This is a genomic window from Streptomyces sp. Ac-502, assembly GCF_045222935.1.
GTDB lineage: Bacteria > Actinomycetota > Actinomycetes > Streptomycetales > Streptomycetaceae > Streptomyces > Streptomyces monomycini.
This window is the reverse complement of the sequence record NZ_JBHFFO010000001.1, coordinates 4,901,713-4,918,372: the sequence shown is the minus strand read 5'-3', so window position 1 is coordinate 4,918,372 and position 16,660 is coordinate 4,901,713. Positions and strand designations below refer to the sequence as shown.

The following is a 16,660-nucleotide window of genomic DNA, read 5'->3' as shown; positions in this document are numbered from 1 at the left end:
GGCGGCGACAATCCGGGGCTATGGGACACGTGGAGGCCGGGCATCTGGAGTACTACCTGCCGGACGGGCGGGTGCTGTTGGGCGACGTGTCCTTCAGGGTCGGCGAGGGGGCTTCGGTCGCCCTTGTCGGCGCCAATGGGGCGGGCAAGACGACGCTGCTGCGGCTGATCGCGGGGAGCTTCAGCCGCACGGCGGCGCGGTGACGGTGAGCGGCGGGCTGGGGGTGATGCCGCAGTTCGTGGGCTCGGTCAGGGATGAGCGGACCGTGCGTGACCTGCTGGTTTCGGTGGCGCAGCCGCGGCTCAGGGAGGCTGCCGCGGCCGTGGACGCCGCCGAGCACGCGGTGATGACCGTCGACGACGAGGCCGCGCAGATGGCGTACGCGCAGGCGCTCAGCGACTGGGCCGAGGCGCGTGGGTACGAGTCCGAGACGGTGTGGGACATGTGCACCATGGCCGCGCTGGGCGTCCCGTACGAGAAGGCGCAGTGGCGGCAGGTGCGCACGCTCAGCGGTGGTGAGCAGAAGCGGCTGGTGCTGGAGTCGCTGCTGCGCGGCACCGACGAGGTGCTGCTGCTGGACGAGCCGGACAACTATCTGGACGTGCCGGGCAAGCGCTGGCTGGAGGAGCGGCTGCGCGAGACCAAGAAGACGGTGCTGTTCGTCAGCCACGACCGGGAGCTGCTGGCCCGCTCCGCCGAGAAGATCGTCAGCGTCGAACCGGGGCCCGCCGGGTCGGACGTATGGGTGCACGGCGGTGGCTTCGGCACGTACCACGATGCCCGTAAGGAGCGCTTCGCCCGCTTCGAGGAGCTGCGGCGGCGCTGGGACGAGAAGCACGAGCAGCTGAAGAAGCTGGTGCGCAATCTGCGGCAGGCGGCGGAGAACAGCCACGAGCTGGCCTCGCGGTACCACGCGGCCCAGACCCGGCTGCGCAAGTTCGAGGAGGCCGGGCCGCCGCCGGAGCCGCCGCGCGAGCAGGAGATCACCATGCGGCTGAAGGGCGGCCGTACCGGCGTACGGGCGGTGACCTGCGAGAACCTTGAGCTGACCGGGCTGATGAAGCCGTTCGACCTGGAGGTCTTCTACGGGGAGCGGGTCGCGGTGCTGGGGTCGAACGGCTCCGGGAAGTCGCACTTCCTGCGGCTGCTGGCGGGCGAGGACGTGGCACATGAGGGGATGTGGAAGCTGGGCGCCCGCGTCGTGCCCGGTCACTTCGCCCAGACCCACGCCCACCCGGAGCTGGAGGGGCGCATCCTTCTGGACATCCTGTGGACGGAACACGCCAAGGACCGTGGCAAGGCGATGAGCGCGCTGCGCCGGTACGAGCTGGAGCGCCAGGCCGAGCAGCGCTTCGACCGGCTGTCCGGCGGGCAGCAGGCGCGTTTCCAGATCCTGCTGCTGGAGCTGGCGGGCACGACCGCCCTGCTGCTGGACGAGCCGACCGACAACCTCGACCTGGAGAGCGCGGAGGCGCTTCAGGAGGGGCTGGAGGCGTACGAGGGGACGGTGCTGGCGGTGACGCACGACCGCTGGTTCGCGCGGTCCTTCGACCGGTACCTGGTCTTCGGCGCGGACGGGCGGGTGCGGGAGACGACGGAGCCGGTGTGGGACGAGCGGAGGGTGGAGCGCAAGCGGTAGCGGGACGTCACCGCTTGGTTCCCGTCCGGTGGTGGGGCTGTGGGAGCGGCTCTTAGATGGACGCATGAGCGCGGAGAAATCGGGCATAGCGGGTGCTGGCGAGGTCCGGGACGCGGCGCGGCCCGCGGACTCGCCGCTCGTCGGGTGGCTGCTCCGGCGGGCCCCGTGGCCCCTGTGGGCGGTGGCCGCCGCCCTGATGGGGGCAGTGATCTTCCATGTGCAGCGGCACAGCCCCACCGTCGGCATGGACAACGACTTCGTCGTGAAGGCGGCGCGGGCGCTGCTGGGTGGTGAGGCTCCGTATGCCGACAAGCGGTTCCTGTATCTGCCCAGCGCGGTGCTGGCCGCGGTGCCCGAGGCGCTGCTGTCCGCCGGGAAGCTGCGGCTGCTGGTGCCGGTAGCGGGCGTGGGGCTGGTGCTGCTGGGGTGGCTCGCCTCGCTGCGGATCTTCCGGATTCCCGTACGGAGCCGGCTGGCGGCGCTCGGCGTGGTGGCCCTGGCGTTCTTCGAGCCGTTCCGCAACGTCGTGAACATCGGGAACTGGACGCTGGCCTCGGTGGCGGCGCTGCCCCTGATGCTGCTGCTGGCGCTGCGCTCCCGGTGGGTCGCCGCGGGCGCGGTCCTGGGGCTCGCGCTGGCGGTCAAGCCGATGCTGGCGCCGCTGCTGCTGCTCCTGGTCCTCGCGCGGCGGTGGCGGGCCCTCGCGGTGGCGGTGGCGGTGCCGGCCGTGGCGTCCGTACTGGCGGCGCTGGCGATGCCGCGCCCGGGCATGTTCTTCACCCGTACGCTGCCGTTCCTGCTGCACGGCCAGGACAGCTTCGCCCGCCCCTTCGACGCCTCGCCCGGGATGATTCTCACCCGGCTGGGCGTGCCCGAGACCGCGGCGTACGGAGTGGCCGCGGTCGCGGCGGTCGCGGGGACGGGCTGTGCGTGGCTGCGGTGGCGGCGCGGCGACCAGGGGGCGCAGCGGCTGGTGGAGACCGCCGCGATGCTGATGGTGGCGGCCTTCCTGGTGTCCCGGCCGTCCTTCGACCACTACCTGCTGGTGGTGCTGCCGCCGCTGGCCGCCTCCGTGGTCCTGCCGGGCTCGGTGCCCCGCACGGTGTGGTTCTGGGTGGCCCTGGTGCCGCAGATCGGCGGGCTGCCCTGGCCGCACCTGGAGGGACTGCACCGGCGGGCCTTCAAGGACACGGTGATGCTGTGCACGGTGGCGGGCGTGCTGGCATGGACCTGCGTACGGCCGCGGGTACTGCGGGCGGTGGCTATCATGCCCATGGGGCCCGAGGGCACGGATCGTACGCCGGTTCGGGACGTGTTTTGACCCGGCTGGGGGCGGCCCGGTATTCTGCCAGTTCGTTATGCGTATTGGCTTGCTCTATCTCACGTGAGGGGCCCTTACGCCGGTCCACCGGGCCGATGACCAGCGGCAGGAACCCGGGTTGCGTCACCCGCGGTGCCGCCAGTGCTGGAGATCGACCGAGGTGACCAGTACAGGACCCTATTCACTGAAGAAGCGAAGGCTAACCGTGCGTACGTTCAGCCCCAAGCCCGGCGATGTCCAGCGCCAGTGGCACATCATTGACGCGCAGGACGTTGTCCTGGGCCGTCTGGCCTCCCAGGCCGCGTCCCTCCTGAGGGGCAAGCACAAGCCGGTGTACGCGCCGCACGTCGACACCGGTGACTTCGTCATCATCGTCAACGCCGACAAGGTGCACCTGTCCGGCAACAAGCGCAGCCAGAAGATGGCCTACCGCCACTCCGGCTTCCCGGGCGGTCTGCGCTCGGTGCGCTACGACGAGCTCCTCGAGAAGAACCCCGAGAAGGCCGTCGAGAAGGCCGTCAAGGGCATGCTCCCCAAGAACACCCTGGGCCGTCAGATGCTCTCGAAGCTGAAGGTCTACGCGGGCGCCGAGCACCCGCACGCTGCGCAGCAGCCGGTCCCGTTCGAGATCACCCAGGTCGCGCAGTAAGTCCGGCCACCCCCTAAGACGAAGAGAATCTGAGGAGAATCGTGGCTGAGACCACCCCCGAGACCCCGCTGGACGAGGTCGAGGAGTACACCACCGAGACCGAGGTTCCGCTGGAGGGTGAGTACACCTCCGAGTCGCTCGCGTCGCGCTTCGGTGACCCGCAGCCGGCCGCCGGCCTGGGCCGTCGCAAGAACGCCATCGCCCGCGTGCGGATCATCCCCGGCTCCGGCCAGTGGAAGATCAACGGCCGCACCCTCGAGGGTTACTTCCCGAACAAGGTGCACCAGCAGGAAGTCAACGAGCCCTTCAAGGTGCTCGAGCTCGACAACCGCTACGACGTGGTGGCCCGCATCTCCGGCGGCGGCATCTCCGGCCAGGCCGGTGCGCTGCGCCTGGGCGTGGCCCGTGCGCTGAACGAGGCGGACGAGGACAACAACCGCGGCCCGCTGAAGAAGGCCGGCTTCCTCAAGCGCGACGACCGTGCGGTCGAGCGCAAGAAGGCCGGTCTGAAGAAGGCCCGCAAGGCGCCGCAGTACAGCAAGCGCTAATTGCCGCTCGGCTGCTCGCGCAGCTCTTGGCGAACGCCCCGGTGGCACGATCCGTGCTGCCGGGGCGTTCGGCTATCCGGGACCAGCGGCGTATACCTGGACGCAAGGCCCTGGTCCACGTACATCAACTCGGAGGACACCAGTGGGACGACTCTTCGGCACGGACGGTGTGCGCGGTGTCGCCAACGCGGATCTCACGGCGGAGCTGGCGCTCGGTCTGTCGGTCGCGGCGGCGCACGTGCTCGCAGAAGCCGGCACCTTTGCGGGCCACCGGCCGGTGGCCGTGGTCGGGCGTGATCCGCGGGCGTCGGGGAGTTCCTGGAGGCCGCCGTGGTCGCGGGCCTGGCCAGCGCGGGCGTGGACGTCCTGCGGGTGGGTGTGCTGCCGACCCCGGCCGTGGCGTACCTGACCGGGTCGCTCGGCGCCGACCTGGGCGTGATGCTCTCCGCCAGCCACAATCCGATGCCCGACAACGGCATCAAGTTCTTCGCCCGCGGCGGCCACAAGCTCGCCGACGAGCTGGAGGACCGCATCGAGCGCACGTACCGCTCGCACAGCTCCGGCGAGCCGTGGAACCGGCCGACCGGCGCCGGCGTGGGCCGGGTCAAGGACTACGACCAGGGCTTTGACAACTACGTCGCGCACCTGGTGGGCGTGCTGCCCAACCGCCTGGACGGCCTGAAGGTCGTCATCGACGGCGCGCACGGCGCGGCCTCCCGCGTCTCCCCGGAGGCGTTCGCCCGGGCCGGTGCCGAGGTCGTCACCATCGGCGCCGACCCCGACGGCCTGAACATCAACGACGGCTGCGGCTCCACGCACCTCTCCGGCCTGTGCGCCGCGGTCGTCGAGCACGGCGCGGACCTCGGCGTGGCGCACGACGGCGACGCGGACCGCTGCCTGGCGGTGGACCGCGACGGCAACGAGATCGACGGCGACCAGATCCTGGCCGTCCTCGCCCTCGGGATGCGCGAGGCGGGCACGCTGCGCAAGGACACCGTCGTGGCGACCGTGATGTCCAACCTGGGCTTCAAGCTGGCCATGGAGCGCGAGGGCCTGACCTTCGTCCAGACGGCGGTCGGCGACCGGTACGTCCTGGAGGAGATGAAGGCCGGCGGCTTCGCGCTCGGCGGCGAACAGTCCGGGCACGTCATCGCGCTGGACCACGCGACGACCGGCGACGGCACGCTCACCGGCCTGATGCTGGCCGCCCGCGTCGCGGCGACGGGCCGCCCGCTGGGCGAGCTGGCGGGCGTCATGCAGCGTCTGCCGCAGGTTCTGGTCAACGTGCCGGACGTGGACAAGTCCCGGGTCGGCACGTCACCGGAGGTCACCTCGGCCGTCGCGGAGGCGGAGCGCGAGCTGGGCACCACCGGGCGCGTCCTGCTGCGCCCCTCGGGCACGGAGCCGCTGGTGCGCGTCATGGTCGAGGCCGCCGACATCGAGCAGGCGGGGGCCGTGGCCGGCCGCCTGGCGGATGTGGTGAAGTCGGCGCTGGGCTGACGCGAGCCGGTCAGCGCTGCCGCTGCCTGGCCCAGAAGAGCTTCTGGGCCAGCAGCGTCAGCGTGCCCGCGACGACGATCCCGGCGAGGTTCAGCAGGAGCTGTTCCGTGGAGCCCCACGCCTGCTTGTACGCGTGGTAGCCGAAGGCGACGGCGGCGTTGGCGGCGGCCGGGACGGTGGTGACCGAGATGGCCACGCCGACCAGCGCGCCGGACTTCGCCGAGGTCAGCGAGAGGACGCCGGCGATTCCGGCGAGGACGGCGACCACGAACGAGAACCAGTCCGGCCGGTAGATGAAGTTCGTGTTCGGGCGGTCCGCCGTCAGCGCCCCGGCGTCGAAGAGCCCCACCGCGTCCATGAACAGGCTGAAGCCCACCGTCGCCGCCATCGCCACCGCGAAGCCCACGACCAGCGCCAGCAGGGAGCGCCAGGCGAGCCGGGGCGCGCGGCGCACCAGGGCGGTGCAGATGCCGGCCAGCGGGCCGAACTCCGGGCCGACGGCCATCGCGCCGACGATCAGGATCGCGTTGTCCAGCACCACGCCGCAGGCGGCGATCATCGTGGCGAGCGTCAGGAACGCCAGATAGGTGAAGGAGAGCGTGGACTCCTCGTGGGTGGCGTCGGTCAGCGACTCCCACAGCACGGCGTCCGCGCCCTCGCCGGGCGCGTCCTTCTCGGCCTTGTCCGCGCGGACGGACAGGGACAGGTCGATGTTCTCGACGGCGATCGAGCCGTCCTGGTCGATGCCGAGGGCCCGCAGCTCGTGCAGCAGGCCGTCACCGGCCTCGCGGGCCACGTCGCAGAGGATCACATCGCCCAGCGGCTCGCGCGCGGCGCCGGTCAGGACGGCCAGGTGGGTGGTGCCCACCGTCTGCTCCACCAGGCGCAGCACGGCCTGCGTACGGTCGGCGGGAACGATCAGGCGCAGGTGCAGCACGGTGTACCTCTCGTGGAAGGCGGCGGGCTGCCGTCGTCAGAGCTTGCGCAGGGACAGCCGCTGCACCTTGTGGTCGGGGCCCTTGCGCAGGACGAGGTTGGCGCGGCCGCGGGTCGGTGCGACATTCTGTTCCAGGTTGGGCTTGTTGACGGTGCGCCAGATCATCCGCGCGTAGTCGAGGGCTTCTTCCTCGGAGACCTGGGTGTACTTGCGGAAGTACGAGAACGGGTTCTGGAAGGCGGTCTCGCGCAGCTTGCGGAACCGGCCCAGGTACCAGCGCTCGATGTCCTCCGTGCGGGCGTCCACGTACACCGAGAAGTCGAAGAAGTCGGCGAGGCCGAGGCGGGTGCGGCCGTCCTTGCCGGGCAGGGCGGGTTGCAGGACGTTCAGGCCCTCGACGATCAGGATGTCGGGGCGGTGCACGGTCAGCCGCTCGCCGGGCACGATGTCGTAGATCAGGTGGGAGTAGACCGGGGCGCTGACCTCGGACTTCCCGGACTTCACATCGGCGACGAAGCGGGTCAGGGCGCGGCGGTCGTACGACTCGGGGAAGCCCTTGCGGGACATCAGGCCGCGGCGGTGCAGCTCGGCGTTGGGGAACAGGAAGCCGTCGGTGGTGACCAGTTCGACGCGCGGGTGCTCCGGCCAGCGGGCCAGCAGCGCCTGGAGGAGCCGGGCGGTGGTGGACTTGCCGACCGCCACGCTGCCCGCGACCCCTATGACGAAGGGAGTGCCGGGTTGTGCGCCGTGGCCGCCGCCCGCGTCGCCGAGGAAGGTGTTCAGCGCGCCGCGCAGGTTGCTGGAGGCGCCCACGTACAGGTTGAGCAGGCGGGACAGCGGGAGGTAGACGTCGCGTACCTCGTCCAGGTCGATCACGTCGCCCAGGCCGCGCAGCCGCTCGACCTCCTCGGCGGTCAGCGGCAGCGGGGTCTTCTCCCGCAGGGCGCTCCACTCGGCGCGCGTCAGGTCGACGTACGGCGAGCGCTCGGCGCGGCGGCGGTGCTGCGACTCGGTCGGCTCTGTGGTGAGGGGCACGCGCCCATTGTCCGCAGGCGCGGGGGCGGGTTCACCCCGGGGTGGGGTTGTGGCCGCCCGGTGCGCGTGTCGCGCGCACGGGTCACGGCGGTCCCGGACGGCGCGCGGGGAGGTGGAAGGTGCGGGTCCGGTGCGCGGCGCCGTTGGCCGGATGGAGCGCGGGGAGGCGTGGCGCGGCCCCGTAGGCTGCCCTCATGTGCGGAATCGTGGGGTATGCGGGCGGCCGGTCCGCCCTGGACGTCGTGCTCACCGGGCTGAAGCGGCTGGAGTACCGCGGCTACGACTCGGCCGGGGTGGCCGTGCTCGCCGACGGCGGTCTGGCGGCGGCCAAGAAGGCCGGCAAACTCGCCAATCTGGACAAGGAACTGGCCGACCGTCCGCTGCCGGCCGGTACGACCGGGATCGGGCACACCCGGTGGGCCACGCACGGCGCGCCGACCGACACCAACGCCCACCCGCATCTGGACAACGCCGGGCGGGTCGCCGTCGTCCACAACGGCATCATCGAGAACTTCGCGGCCCTGCGCGCGGAACTGGCCGAGCGCGGCCACACGCTGGCCTCCGAGACGGACACCGAGGTCGTCGGGCACCTGCTGGCGGAGAACTTCTCCTCCTGCGGGGACCTGGCCGAGGCGATGCGCCAGGTGTGCCGCCGGCTGGAAGGCGCGTTCACGCTGGTCGCGGTGCACGCGGACGCGCCGGACGTGGTGGTGGGCGCGCGCCGCAACTCCCCGCTGGTGGTGGGCATCGGCGAGGACGAGGCGTTCCTGGCGTCGGACGTGGCGGCGTTCATCTCGTACACCCGTGAGGCCGTCGAACTGGGCCAGGACCAGGTCGTGGAGGTGCGCCGGGACGGGGTGACGGTCACCGGCTTCGACGGCGCGCCGGGCGAGGTGCGGAACTTCCACGTGGACTGGGACGCGTCGGCCGCCGAGAAGGGCGGCTACGACTACTTCATGCTCAAGGAGATCGCCGAGCAGCCGAAGGCCGTCGCCGACACACTGCTGGGCCGGGTGGACGAGTCCGGGGTGCTCTCGCTGGACGAGGTCCGCATCGAGGACTCGGTGCTGCGCGAGGCCACCAAGGTGGTGATAGTGGCCTGCGGCACCGCCTTCCACGCCGGGATGATCGCCAAGTACGCCATCGAGCACTGGACGCGCATCCCCTGCGAGGTGGAGCTGGCCAGCGAGTTCCGCTACCGCGACCCGATCCTGGACCCGCGCACCCTGGTCGTCGCCATCTCGCAGTCCGGCGAGACGATGGACACCCTGATGGCGGTACGGCACGCCCGTGAGCAGGGCGCGAAGGTGCTCGCGGTGTGCAACACCAACGGCTCGACGATTCCCCGCGAGTCGGACGCGGTGCTCTACACGCACGCGGGCCCCGAGGTCGCGGTCGCCTCGACCAAGGCGTTCCTGACGCAGCTGGTGGCCTGCTACCTCCTCGCGCTGTACCTGGGCCAGGTGCGCGGCACCCAGTGGGGCGACGAGATCCGCGCGGTGGTGCGCGAACTGGCCGCGATCGGCACCCAGGTCGACCAGGTCCTGGGGACGATGGAGCCGGTACGGGAGCTGGCGCGCGGCCTCGCGGAGAAGAACACGGTGCTCTTCCTCGGGCGGCACGTGGGCTACCCCGTCGCCCTGGAGGGCGCGCTGAAGCTCAAGGAACTGGCGTACATGCACGCGGAGGGCTTCGCGGCGGGCGAGCTGAAGCACGGGCCGATCGCGCTGATCGAGGAGGGCGTGCCGGTCGTCGTGGTCGTGCCGTCGCCGCGCGGCCGGTCCGTGCTGCACGACAAGATCGTCTCCAACATCCAGGAGATCCGGGCCCGGGGCGCGCTCACCATCGTCGTCGCCGAGGAGGGCGACGAGACGGTCGTCCCGTACGCGGACCACCTCGTCCGTATCCCGCGCACCCCGACCCTGCTCCAGCCGATGGTCTCCACCGTGCCGCTCCAGGTCTTCGCCTGCGAACTGGCCACGGCCCGCGGCAACGAGGTCGACCAGCCGCGCAACCTCGCCAAGTCGGTGACCGTCGAATGATCATCGGGGTGGGGATCGACGTCGCCGAGATCGACCGGTTCGCGGCAGCGCTGGAGCGCACCCCGGACATGGCGACGCGGCTGTTCGTCGAACGGGAGCTGACGCTGCCCAGCGGCGAGCGCCGGGGCATCGCCTCGCTCGCCGCGCGGTTCGCGGCCAAGGAGGCGGTGGCCAAGGCGCTGGGGGCGCCCGCCGGGCTGCGGTGGACGGACGCGGAGGTGGCGGTGCTGGATTCCGGGCAGCCGATACTCCAGATCCGCGGGACGGTCGCGGAGCGCGCGGCGGAACTCGGCGTGCGGTCCTGGCACGTGTCGCTCAGTCACGACGCGGGCGTGGCTTCGGCGGTGGTGATCGCGGAGGGGTGAGCGGCGGGCGGCGCGTGCCGGATGCCTGTCCGTACGCGGCGCCGTACCCGTATCCGTACGGACGGTCGTCGGCCGGGCCGTGCGCGTATCCGTGGCGCGGCGCCGCTCCCGTATCCGTACGCGCCGCCGCATGCCGGGTGAGCCGGCGCGCGCCGCCGCCGACCGGGCGAGCCGGGAGGAATGCCCGCGCCGTCCGGGGTGAGACTGGGGGCATGAGGACTGCGTTCAGCGTGGATGTCGTACGGGCGGCCGAGCGGGACCTGATGGCGCGGCTGCCCGAAGGGGCCCTGATGCAGCGGGCCGCCGCCGGTCTCGCGGTGGCGTGCGCGGAGCTGCTGGGGCGGGTGTACGGGGCGCGGGTCGTGCTGCTCGTGGGCAGCGGCGACAACGGCGGCGACGCCCTGTACGCGGGCGCCCGGCTGGCCCGGCGCGGCGCGGGCGTACGCGCCGTCCTGCTGTCCCCCGACCGGGCCCACGCGGGCGGCCTGGCGGCGCTGCGCGCGGCGGGCGGCCGGGTGTCCGGCGACGCCCTGGCCGACCTCGCGCGGGCCGACCTCGTCGTGGACGGGATCGTCGGCATCGGCGGCAAGGGCGGGCTGCGGCCGGAGGCGGCCCGGCTGGCCGACGCGGCGCGGCGGTCCCTGGTCGTCTCCGTCGACCTGCCGAGCGGCGTGGACGCGGACACCGGGGAGGTGGCGGGCGACGCCGTACGGGCCGATGTGACGGTGACGTTCGGCGCGTACAAGCCGGGGCTGCTCATCGACCCGGCGCGCGAGTACGCGGGCGCGCTGCGGCTGGTGGACATCGGCCTGGAGCTGCCCGGGGACGCGACGGCCGAGGCGCTTCAGTACGCGGACGTGGCGGAGCTGCTGCCGCGTCCCACGGCGGAGAGCGACAAGTACCGGCGTGGCGTGGTGGGCGTCGTCGCGGGCTCCGCGCGCTACCCGGGGGCGGCCGTCCTGGCGGTCTCCGGGGCGCTGCGGGGCGGCGCCGGGGCCGTACGGTACGTGGGCCCGGCGGCCGACGCCGTCCTCGCGCGGTTCCCGGAGACCCTGGTGCACGCCGGGCCGCCCTCGAAGGCCGGCCGCGTGCAGTCCTGGGTCATCGGCCCCGGCATCGGCGACGAGGGCGACGCCATGGCGGACGTCCTCGACTCGGACGTCCCCGTCCTGGTGGACGCCGACGGGCTGCGCTTCCTGGACCCGGCGCGGGTACGGGGCCGCGGCGCGCCGACCCTGCTCACCCCGCACGCCGGGGAGGCCGCGGCCCTGCTCGGCACCGACCGGGCGGACGTGGAGGCGTCCCGCCTGCGCTCCGTACGGGAACTGGCCGAACGGTACGGTGCCACGGCGCTCCTGAAGGGCTCCACGACCCTCGTCGCCGACCCGGCGGGCGGCCCGGTGCGCGCCAACCCCACCGGCACGGGCTGGCTCGCCACCGCGGGCAGCGGTGACGTGCTGTCCGGACTGACCGGCTCCCTGCTGGCCACCGGCCTGCCCGCGCACGACGCGGCCGCCGTCGGCGCGTACCTGCACGGCCTGGCCGCCCGGCTGGCGGCCACCCCGGACGGCGCGCCGATCCTGGCGACGGACGTGGCCGGGGCGTTGGGCGCGGCGTGGCGGGACGTCGGCCGCCACTGAGGGCGCCGGGGCGCGGGCCCGTACCGCGGGCGCCCGCGCGCACTCCCGCGTACCCGTCTCTCCCGGCCCCAACACCCCGTTCTGCGACACTGGGTGGATGAACCATGCAGCCATGCGGGCCCGTGCGGCCGTGGACCTCGACGCGGTGCGCTCCAACGTGCGAGCGCTGCGGGCCCGGGCGCCCCGGGCCGAGCTGATGGCCGTGGTGAAGTCCGACGGGTACGGCCACGGCGCGGTCCGGTGCGCCCGCGCGGCCCGGGAGGCCGGGGCGACATGGCTGGGCACCGCGCTCCCCGAGGAGGCGTTCGCGCTGCGCGCCGCGGGCGACACCGGCCGGCTGATGTGCTGGCTGTGGACGCCCGGCGGGCCCTGGCGGCAGGCCGTCGAGCAGGACATCGACGTGTCGGTCAGCGGCATGTGGGCGCTGACCGAGGTGACCGCGGCGGCGCGCGCGTGCGGCCGTACCGCCCGCGTCCAGCTCAAGGTCGACACCGGGCTGGGGCGCAGCGGCTGCCAGCCCGCCGACTGGCCCGAACTGGTCGCCGCCGCCCGTGCCGCCGAGGCCGAGGGCGCGATACGGGTCACCGGCGTCTGGTCGCACTTCGCCTGCGCCGACGAGCCCGGCCACCCCTCCGTCGACGCGCAGCTCGCGGTCTTCGCCGACGCGGACGCGGTGGCCCGCCGCGCGGGCCTGGACCCGGAGGTGCGCCACCACGCCAACACCCCGGCGCTGCTCAGCCTCCCGCACGCGCACTTCGACCTGGTACGTGCCGGTATCGGCATCTACGGTGTCTCGCCCAGCCCCGAGATGGGCGCGCCGGAGGACTTCGGGCTGCGGCCCGCCATGACGCTGGAGGCATCCCTGGCGTCGGTCAAGCACGTACCCGGCGGCCACGGCGTCTCGTACGGGCACCGCTACACGACGGCCGGGGAGACCACCCTCGCCCTGGTCCCGCTCGGCTACGCCGACGGCATCCCCCGCCATGCGTCGAACAGCGGACCGGTGCTGGTCGCGGGCAAATGGCGGACGGTCGCCGGCACCGTCGCGATGGACCAGTTCGTGGTCGACCTCGGCGGGGACCCGGCCCAGGTGGGCGACGTGGCCGTGCTGTTCGGCCCGGGGGACCGGGGGAGCCGAGCGTCGAGGACTGGGCGCGTGCGGCGGGCACGATCGGGTACGAGATCGTTACGCGGATCGGTACCCGGGTGCCACGCGTCTATGTCGACGAACGCGCGGACACGGGGAGCGGGACATGAGCGACAGGACGGGGGCGGCCGCCGACGCCGCGATCGACGCGGCGGCCGAAGCGGCCACGACGGCCGGCAACTGGACACGGGCGGGACGCCACGCGGGCCTCGCGGGCGCCGCGCTCGGCGTGGTCGCCGCGGGCGCCGCGGCGGGCGTGGCCATCGAGCGGCTGACGGTCGGCCGGGGCGTACGGCGCAAGGCGCGGCTCGCGCTGGACGCGGCGGGCCCGTACGGCACGCTGCGCGGCACACCGGGCACGGCGGTCGCCGAGGACGGCACGGAGCTGCACTACGAGATCGACGAGCCGGAGGACGGCAAGGACGGCAAGGGCAGCCGGAGCGGCAAGGGAGGCGGTGCCGGCGGCGCGCGCCGCAAGCGGCTCCTGGGACTGCTGGGGCGCCGCTCCGGAGCGCCCACGGTCGTCTTCAGCCACGGCTACTGCCTGAACCAGGACTCCTGGCACTTCCAGCGCGCGGCCCTGCGCGGCGCGGTGCGCAGCGTCCACTGGGACCAGCGCAGCCACGGCCGCTCGGAGCGCGGCCGGGCCCAGCGCGACGGCACCGAACCGGTCACCATCGAGCTGCTGGGCCGGGACCTGAAGGCGGTGCTGGACGCCGCCGTGCCCGAGGGGCCGATCGTGCTGGTCGGGCACTCCATGGGCGGTATGACGGTGATGGCGCTGGCCGACCAGTACCCGGAGTACGTCGCGGAGCGGGTGGTCGGCGTGGCCCTGATCGGCACCTCGGCGGGCCGGCTCAGCGAGGTCGCCTTCGGGCTGCCGTCGCTGGGCGTCAAGGCGTTCCACCGCTTCGCGCCGGGCGTGCTCAAGGCGCTCGGCGCGCAGAGCGAGCTGGTCGAGAAGGGCCGCCGGGCGACCGCCGACCTCTTCGCCGGGCTGGTCAAGCGCTACTCCTTCGGTACGCCGAAAGAGGTGGACCCGGGGGTGGCGCGGTTCGCCGAGCGGATGATCGAGGCGACCCCGATCGACGTCGTCGCCGAGTTCTTCCCGGCCTTCGCCGTGCACGACAAGACCGAGGCGCTGGTCGCCTTCGACCCCGTACCGGCGCTGGTGCTGGCGGGCGACCGGGACCTGATCACCCCGTCCGACCACAGCGACGCCATCGCCGGGCTGCTGCCGGGCGCGGAGTCGGTGTGCGAGGCGGGGGCGGGCCACCTGGTGATGCTGGAGCGCCCCGAGGTGGTCAGCGGCCATCTGGAGACCCTGATCGAGCGGGCGGCGGCGACGGCGGCGGCTGCCCGGTCGGCGCGGGCGTAGCCGCGCGGCCGCCGGGCCGGTGGGTCCGGCGGCGTCCGTCCGCCGCGGACGGGTTCGAAATGCCGGTTGTGCGCGCCGTACCATCGGCGCATGAGCGCCACCGAGACGATCGAGCACGTAACCGTCAAGTCACCCCTGCGCATGCAGGAGTTGGGCCGCGCACTGGCCGGGCTGCTGCGCCCGGGGGACCTGGTGCTGCTGACCGGGGAGCTGGGCGCGGGCAAGACGACGCTGACCCGCGGGCTGGGCGAGGGCCTCGGCGTGCGCGGCGCGGTCACCTCGCCGACCTTCGTGATCGCCCGGGTGCACCCGCCGCTGGCCGACGGCCCGGCCCTGGTGCACGTGGACGCGTACCGGCTCGGCGGCGGCCTGGACGAGATGGAGGACCTGGACCTCGACGTGTCGCTGCCCGAGTCGGTGGTGGTCGTGGAGTGGGGCGACGGCAAGGTCGAGGAGCTGTCCGAGGACCGGCTGCACGTGGTCATCGAGCGCGCCGTCGGCGCGGACGCGCCCGCCGCGCCCGCCGACGGGGAGGCGCCGGACGAGGACGACGTGCGCGAGGTCACGGTGCGCGGTGTCGGGGCGCGCTGGGCGGACGTGGACCTGACGGTGCTGGCCGGGTCGTAGGGGGCACCCGTGCGGTAGTTTCCGACAAGCCGTCGGGAAGATGTTGCGCGCGCGGCGCCGAACGTGGTCACATGGGTGAAGAGAGAGCCGGTTAGGTCTGCCTAACTACGCCCGCTTGCCCAGGAGCCACGGGAGGCATCCATGTCGGCCCACCAGCCCGTCACCGCAGCGGTCCGCAACGGCGCGGCCGAACCGACGCCGACCATGAACCAGCTGCTGGCGGCGTGCGCCGCGGCCAGCGCGGTGTCCACGCCCCCGCAGCCGCCGTCCCGGGCCGAGACCGCGGAAGACCCCGAGAACACCGAGGGTGCCGAGAGCCCCGAGGGCGACGCGCGCGACGCCGTGCGGGAGGACACCGGTCCGGGCCCGCACGGCGCGCGGACGCACGGTACGGAAGCACGCGACGCGGCATAGCGGGGAACGGCGGCGGCGTAACGGGGAACGGCGGGGGCGCACGCCCCGCGCCGACTCACAACCCGGCGCAAGCTCAAACTCCGCGCGGGCTCACGCCCCGGCTCACTTCACGACGACGACCTTCGTATTGCGCAGCGCGAAGTCCCACATCGCCGTGCCGTCCGCACGCGCCTCGCGGATGCCGCCGGTCTTCTTCGTCGCGTTCGGGTCCGGCATCGAGCCGTCGACCGCCGCGCTGAAGCCGACCACCACGCCGTCGGCCATGGCGAAACGCACCACGTGCTCGACCGGCACCCCGTCGGAGCCGGTGAGCTTCAGCGTCCGGCCGCTGACCTTGTACGTGCCCGGGGCCGGGCTGACGGTGCTCGGCGTGACCTCGTACGTCCGCTTCACCTTGCCGTCCGCCGTGACCAGCCACACCCGCCGCGCGCCCAGCGCGTAGACGACCCGCTCGCCCTCGCCCGAGTCGGCCGGCACCGGCACCTCGGTCTTCTGCCGGTCCGCGCCGTCCTTGCCCTTGCCCGGGGCCGGGCTCGCGGTCGACGACGGCTGCTTGCCGGGGGTGGTGTGGTCGGGGGCCGAGGCGGACGCCTGGTAGGCCAGGAAACCGACGGCGGCGAGCGCAACCGTGGTCAGAGCGGTGACGATCGAACTGCTCTTTGCGGACACCGCCGTGCCACCTTTCGTACGCGCGTGACTACGGGTGACGGTAGCACCCGGCGAGGCACCCGCGGCCGCGCCGTAGTCTTGGAGGCGTGCTGCTGCTTGCTCTGGACACCGCAACCCCCGCCGTCACCGTCGCCGTCCACGACGGCTCCCGCGTCCTCGCCGAGGAGCGCCAGGTGGACGCCCGCCGGCACGGCGAACTGCTGCTGCCCGCCGTCGACCGGGTCCTCGCCGAAGCCGGCGTGAAACTCGGCGCGGTCAGCGACATCGTCGTCGGCGTCGGCCCCGGCCCGTACACGGGCCTGCGGGTCGGTCTCGTCACGGCCGCGACGTTCGGGGCCGCGCTCGACGTGCCGGTGCACGGCCTGTGCACGTTGGACGGCATCGCGTACGCCGCCGGGCTCGACGAGCCGTTCCTGGTGGCGACCGACGCCCGCCGCAAGGAGGTCTACTGGGCGCGCTACGCCGACGCCCGCACGCGGCTCACCGAGCCCGCCGTGGACCGCCCCGCGGACATCGCCGACGAGGCCGGCGCGCTGCCGTCGGTGGGCGCGGGCGCGCTGCTGTACGCCGGCACGTTCACCGGCGTACGGGACGGCGGCCCGGAGCACCAGTCCGCGGGCGCGCTCGCCGCGCTGGCCGCCGAGAAGCTGGCGCGCGGCGAGGAGCTGCTGCCGCCGCAGCCGCTGTACCTGCGCCGCCCCGACGCGCAGGTGCCCGCCAACTACAAGGTGGTCACCCCGAAGTGACCG

Annotated in this window: 13 protein-coding genes and 3 pseudogenes; 13 read left to right on the top strand and 3 right to left on the bottom strand. The window is 73.5% G+C overall.

Features of this window, described 5'->3' with window-relative positions:
- Positions 1 to 20 precede the first annotated feature (20 nt).
- From ACEXOX_RS22055 to glmM, 5 genes and pseudogenes are all read left to right on the top strand, one after another.
- Positions 21 to 1,639: pseudogene (locus ACEXOX_RS22055) on the top strand (ABC-F family ATP-binding cassette domain-containing protein).
- A gap of 64 nt (positions 1,640 to 1,703) precedes the next feature.
- Positions 1,704 to 2,960, top strand: coding sequence for a glycosyltransferase family 87 protein (locus tag ACEXOX_RS22050; protein ID WP_406522731.1), 1,257 nt, complete (start codon positions 1,704 to 1,706; stop codon positions 2,958 to 2,960).
- A gap of 205 nt (positions 2,961 to 3,165) precedes the next feature.
- Positions 3,166 to 3,609, top strand: a complete 444-nt coding sequence (gene rplM / locus ACEXOX_RS22045; protein WP_030016970.1) for a 50S ribosomal protein L13 — start codon at positions 3,166 to 3,168, stop codon at positions 3,607 to 3,609.
- 41 nt (positions 3,610 to 3,650) lie between these two features.
- Positions 3,651 to 4,157, top strand: coding sequence for a 30S ribosomal protein S9 (gene rpsI, locus ACEXOX_RS22040; protein ID WP_030016969.1), 507 nt, complete (start codon positions 3,651 to 3,653; stop codon positions 4,155 to 4,157).
- Between the two features lie 142 nt (positions 4,158 to 4,299).
- Positions 4,300 to 5,657 (top strand): annotated as a pseudogene (gene glmM, locus ACEXOX_RS22035) (phosphoglucosamine mutase).
- 10 nt (positions 5,658 to 5,667) lie between these two features.
- Here the strand turns inward: glmM and ACEXOX_RS22030 are convergent.
- A complete protein-coding gene (locus ACEXOX_RS22030) occupies positions 5,668 to 6,594 on the bottom strand; it encodes a DUF389 domain-containing protein (protein ID WP_406522729.1) in 927 nt (308 codons plus the stop codon).
- A 36-nt stretch (positions 6,595 to 6,630) separates the two neighbouring features.
- Complete coding sequence (gene coaA, locus ACEXOX_RS22025; RefSeq protein ID WP_406522728.1) at positions 6,631 to 7,629, bottom strand: type I pantothenate kinase; 999 nt, start codon at positions 7,627 to 7,629, stop codon at positions 6,631 to 6,633.
- Between the two features lie 194 nt (positions 7,630 to 7,823).
- On the opposite strand from coaA, the gene glmS reads away from it, so the two are divergent.
- From glmS to ACEXOX_RS21990, 7 genes and pseudogenes are all read left to right on the top strand, one after another.
- Positions 7,824 to 9,671: a glutamine--fructose-6-phosphate transaminase (isomerizing) gene (glmS, locus tag ACEXOX_RS22020; RefSeq protein ID WP_406522726.1), complete on the top strand. Its 1,848-nt coding sequence runs from the start codon at positions 7,824 to 7,826 to the stop codon at positions 9,669 to 9,671.
- Complete coding sequence (locus tag ACEXOX_RS22015) at positions 9,668 to 10,036, top strand: holo-ACP synthase (RefSeq protein ID WP_406522724.1); 369 nt, start codon at positions 9,668 to 9,670, stop codon at positions 10,034 to 10,036. Before glmS ends, ACEXOX_RS22015 begins: the two co-directional genes overlap by 4 nt.
- Positions 10,037 to 10,248: 212 nt before the next feature.
- Positions 10,249 to 11,676: an NAD(P)H-hydrate dehydratase gene (locus tag ACEXOX_RS22010; RefSeq protein ID WP_406522722.1), complete on the top strand. Its 1,428-nt coding sequence runs from the start codon at positions 10,249 to 10,251 to the stop codon at positions 11,674 to 11,676.
- A 97-nt stretch (positions 11,677 to 11,773) separates the two neighbouring features.
- Positions 11,774 to 12,933 (top strand): annotated as a pseudogene (alr, locus tag ACEXOX_RS22005) (alanine racemase).
- Positions 12,930 to 14,201: an alpha/beta fold hydrolase gene (locus ACEXOX_RS22000; protein ID WP_406522720.1), complete on the top strand. Its 1,272-nt coding sequence runs from the start codon at positions 12,930 to 12,932 to the stop codon at positions 14,199 to 14,201. The pseudogene alr and the gene ACEXOX_RS22000 overlap by 4 nt, the downstream one beginning before the upstream one ends.
- A gap of 90 nt (positions 14,202 to 14,291) precedes the next feature.
- Complete coding sequence (tsaE, locus tag ACEXOX_RS21995) at positions 14,292 to 14,828, top strand: tRNA (adenosine(37)-N6)-threonylcarbamoyltransferase complex ATPase subunit type 1 TsaE (protein WP_406522718.1); 537 nt, start codon at positions 14,292 to 14,294, stop codon at positions 14,826 to 14,828.
- Positions 14,829 to 14,969: 141 nt separating this feature from the next.
- Positions 14,970 to 15,242 carry a hypothetical protein gene (locus ACEXOX_RS21990; protein WP_406522716.1) on the top strand — a complete coding sequence of 91 codons (273 nt, stop codon included), beginning with the start codon at positions 14,970 to 14,972 and terminating at the stop codon, positions 15,240 to 15,242.
- Positions 15,243 to 15,344: 102 nt separating this feature from the next.
- Here ACEXOX_RS21990 and ACEXOX_RS21985 read toward each other — a convergent pair whose 3' ends face one another.
- On the bottom strand, positions 15,345 to 15,911 hold the full coding sequence (locus ACEXOX_RS21985; protein ID WP_406522715.1) for a hypothetical protein: 567 nt from the start codon (positions 15,909 to 15,911) through the stop codon (positions 15,345 to 15,347).
- An 86-nt stretch (positions 15,912 to 15,997) separates the two neighbouring features.
- Between ACEXOX_RS21985 and tsaB the strand changes: the two genes are divergently transcribed.
- The gene (gene tsaB, locus ACEXOX_RS21980; protein ID WP_125055673.1) at positions 15,998 to 16,657 is read left to right on the top strand and encodes a tRNA (adenosine(37)-N6)-threonylcarbamoyltransferase complex dimerization subunit type 1 TsaB; all 660 of its coding nucleotides are present in this window, start codon (positions 15,998 to 16,000) and stop codon (positions 16,655 to 16,657) included.
- The last annotated feature ends 3 nt before the right edge of the window (positions 16,658 to 16,660 follow it).

Coding starts and splice junctions, on each gene's coding strand:
- glmS (WP_406522726.1), top strand. CDS start 7,824: ATGTGCGGAATCGTGGGGTATGCGGGCGGCCGGTCCGCCCTGGACGTC.
- ACEXOX_RS22050 (WP_406522731.1), top strand. CDS start 1,704: ATGAGCGCGGAGAAATCGGGCATAGCGGGTGCTGGCGAGGTCCGGGAC.
- tsaE (WP_406522718.1), top strand. CDS start 14,292: ATGAGCGCCACCGAGACGATCGAGCACGTAACCGTCAAGTCACCCCTG.
- ACEXOX_RS21990 (WP_406522716.1), top strand. CDS start 14,970: ATGTCGGCCCACCAGCCCGTCACCGCAGCGGTCCGCAACGGCGCGGCC.
- ACEXOX_RS22000 (WP_406522720.1), top strand. CDS start 12,930: ATGAGCGACAGGACGGGGGCGGCCGCCGACGCCGCGATCGACGCGGCG.
- ACEXOX_RS22010 (WP_406522722.1), top strand. CDS start 10,249: ATGAGGACTGCGTTCAGCGTGGATGTCGTACGGGCGGCCGAGCGGGAC.
- ACEXOX_RS22015 (WP_406522724.1), top strand. CDS start 9,668: ATGATCATCGGGGTGGGGATCGACGTCGCCGAGATCGACCGGTTCGCG.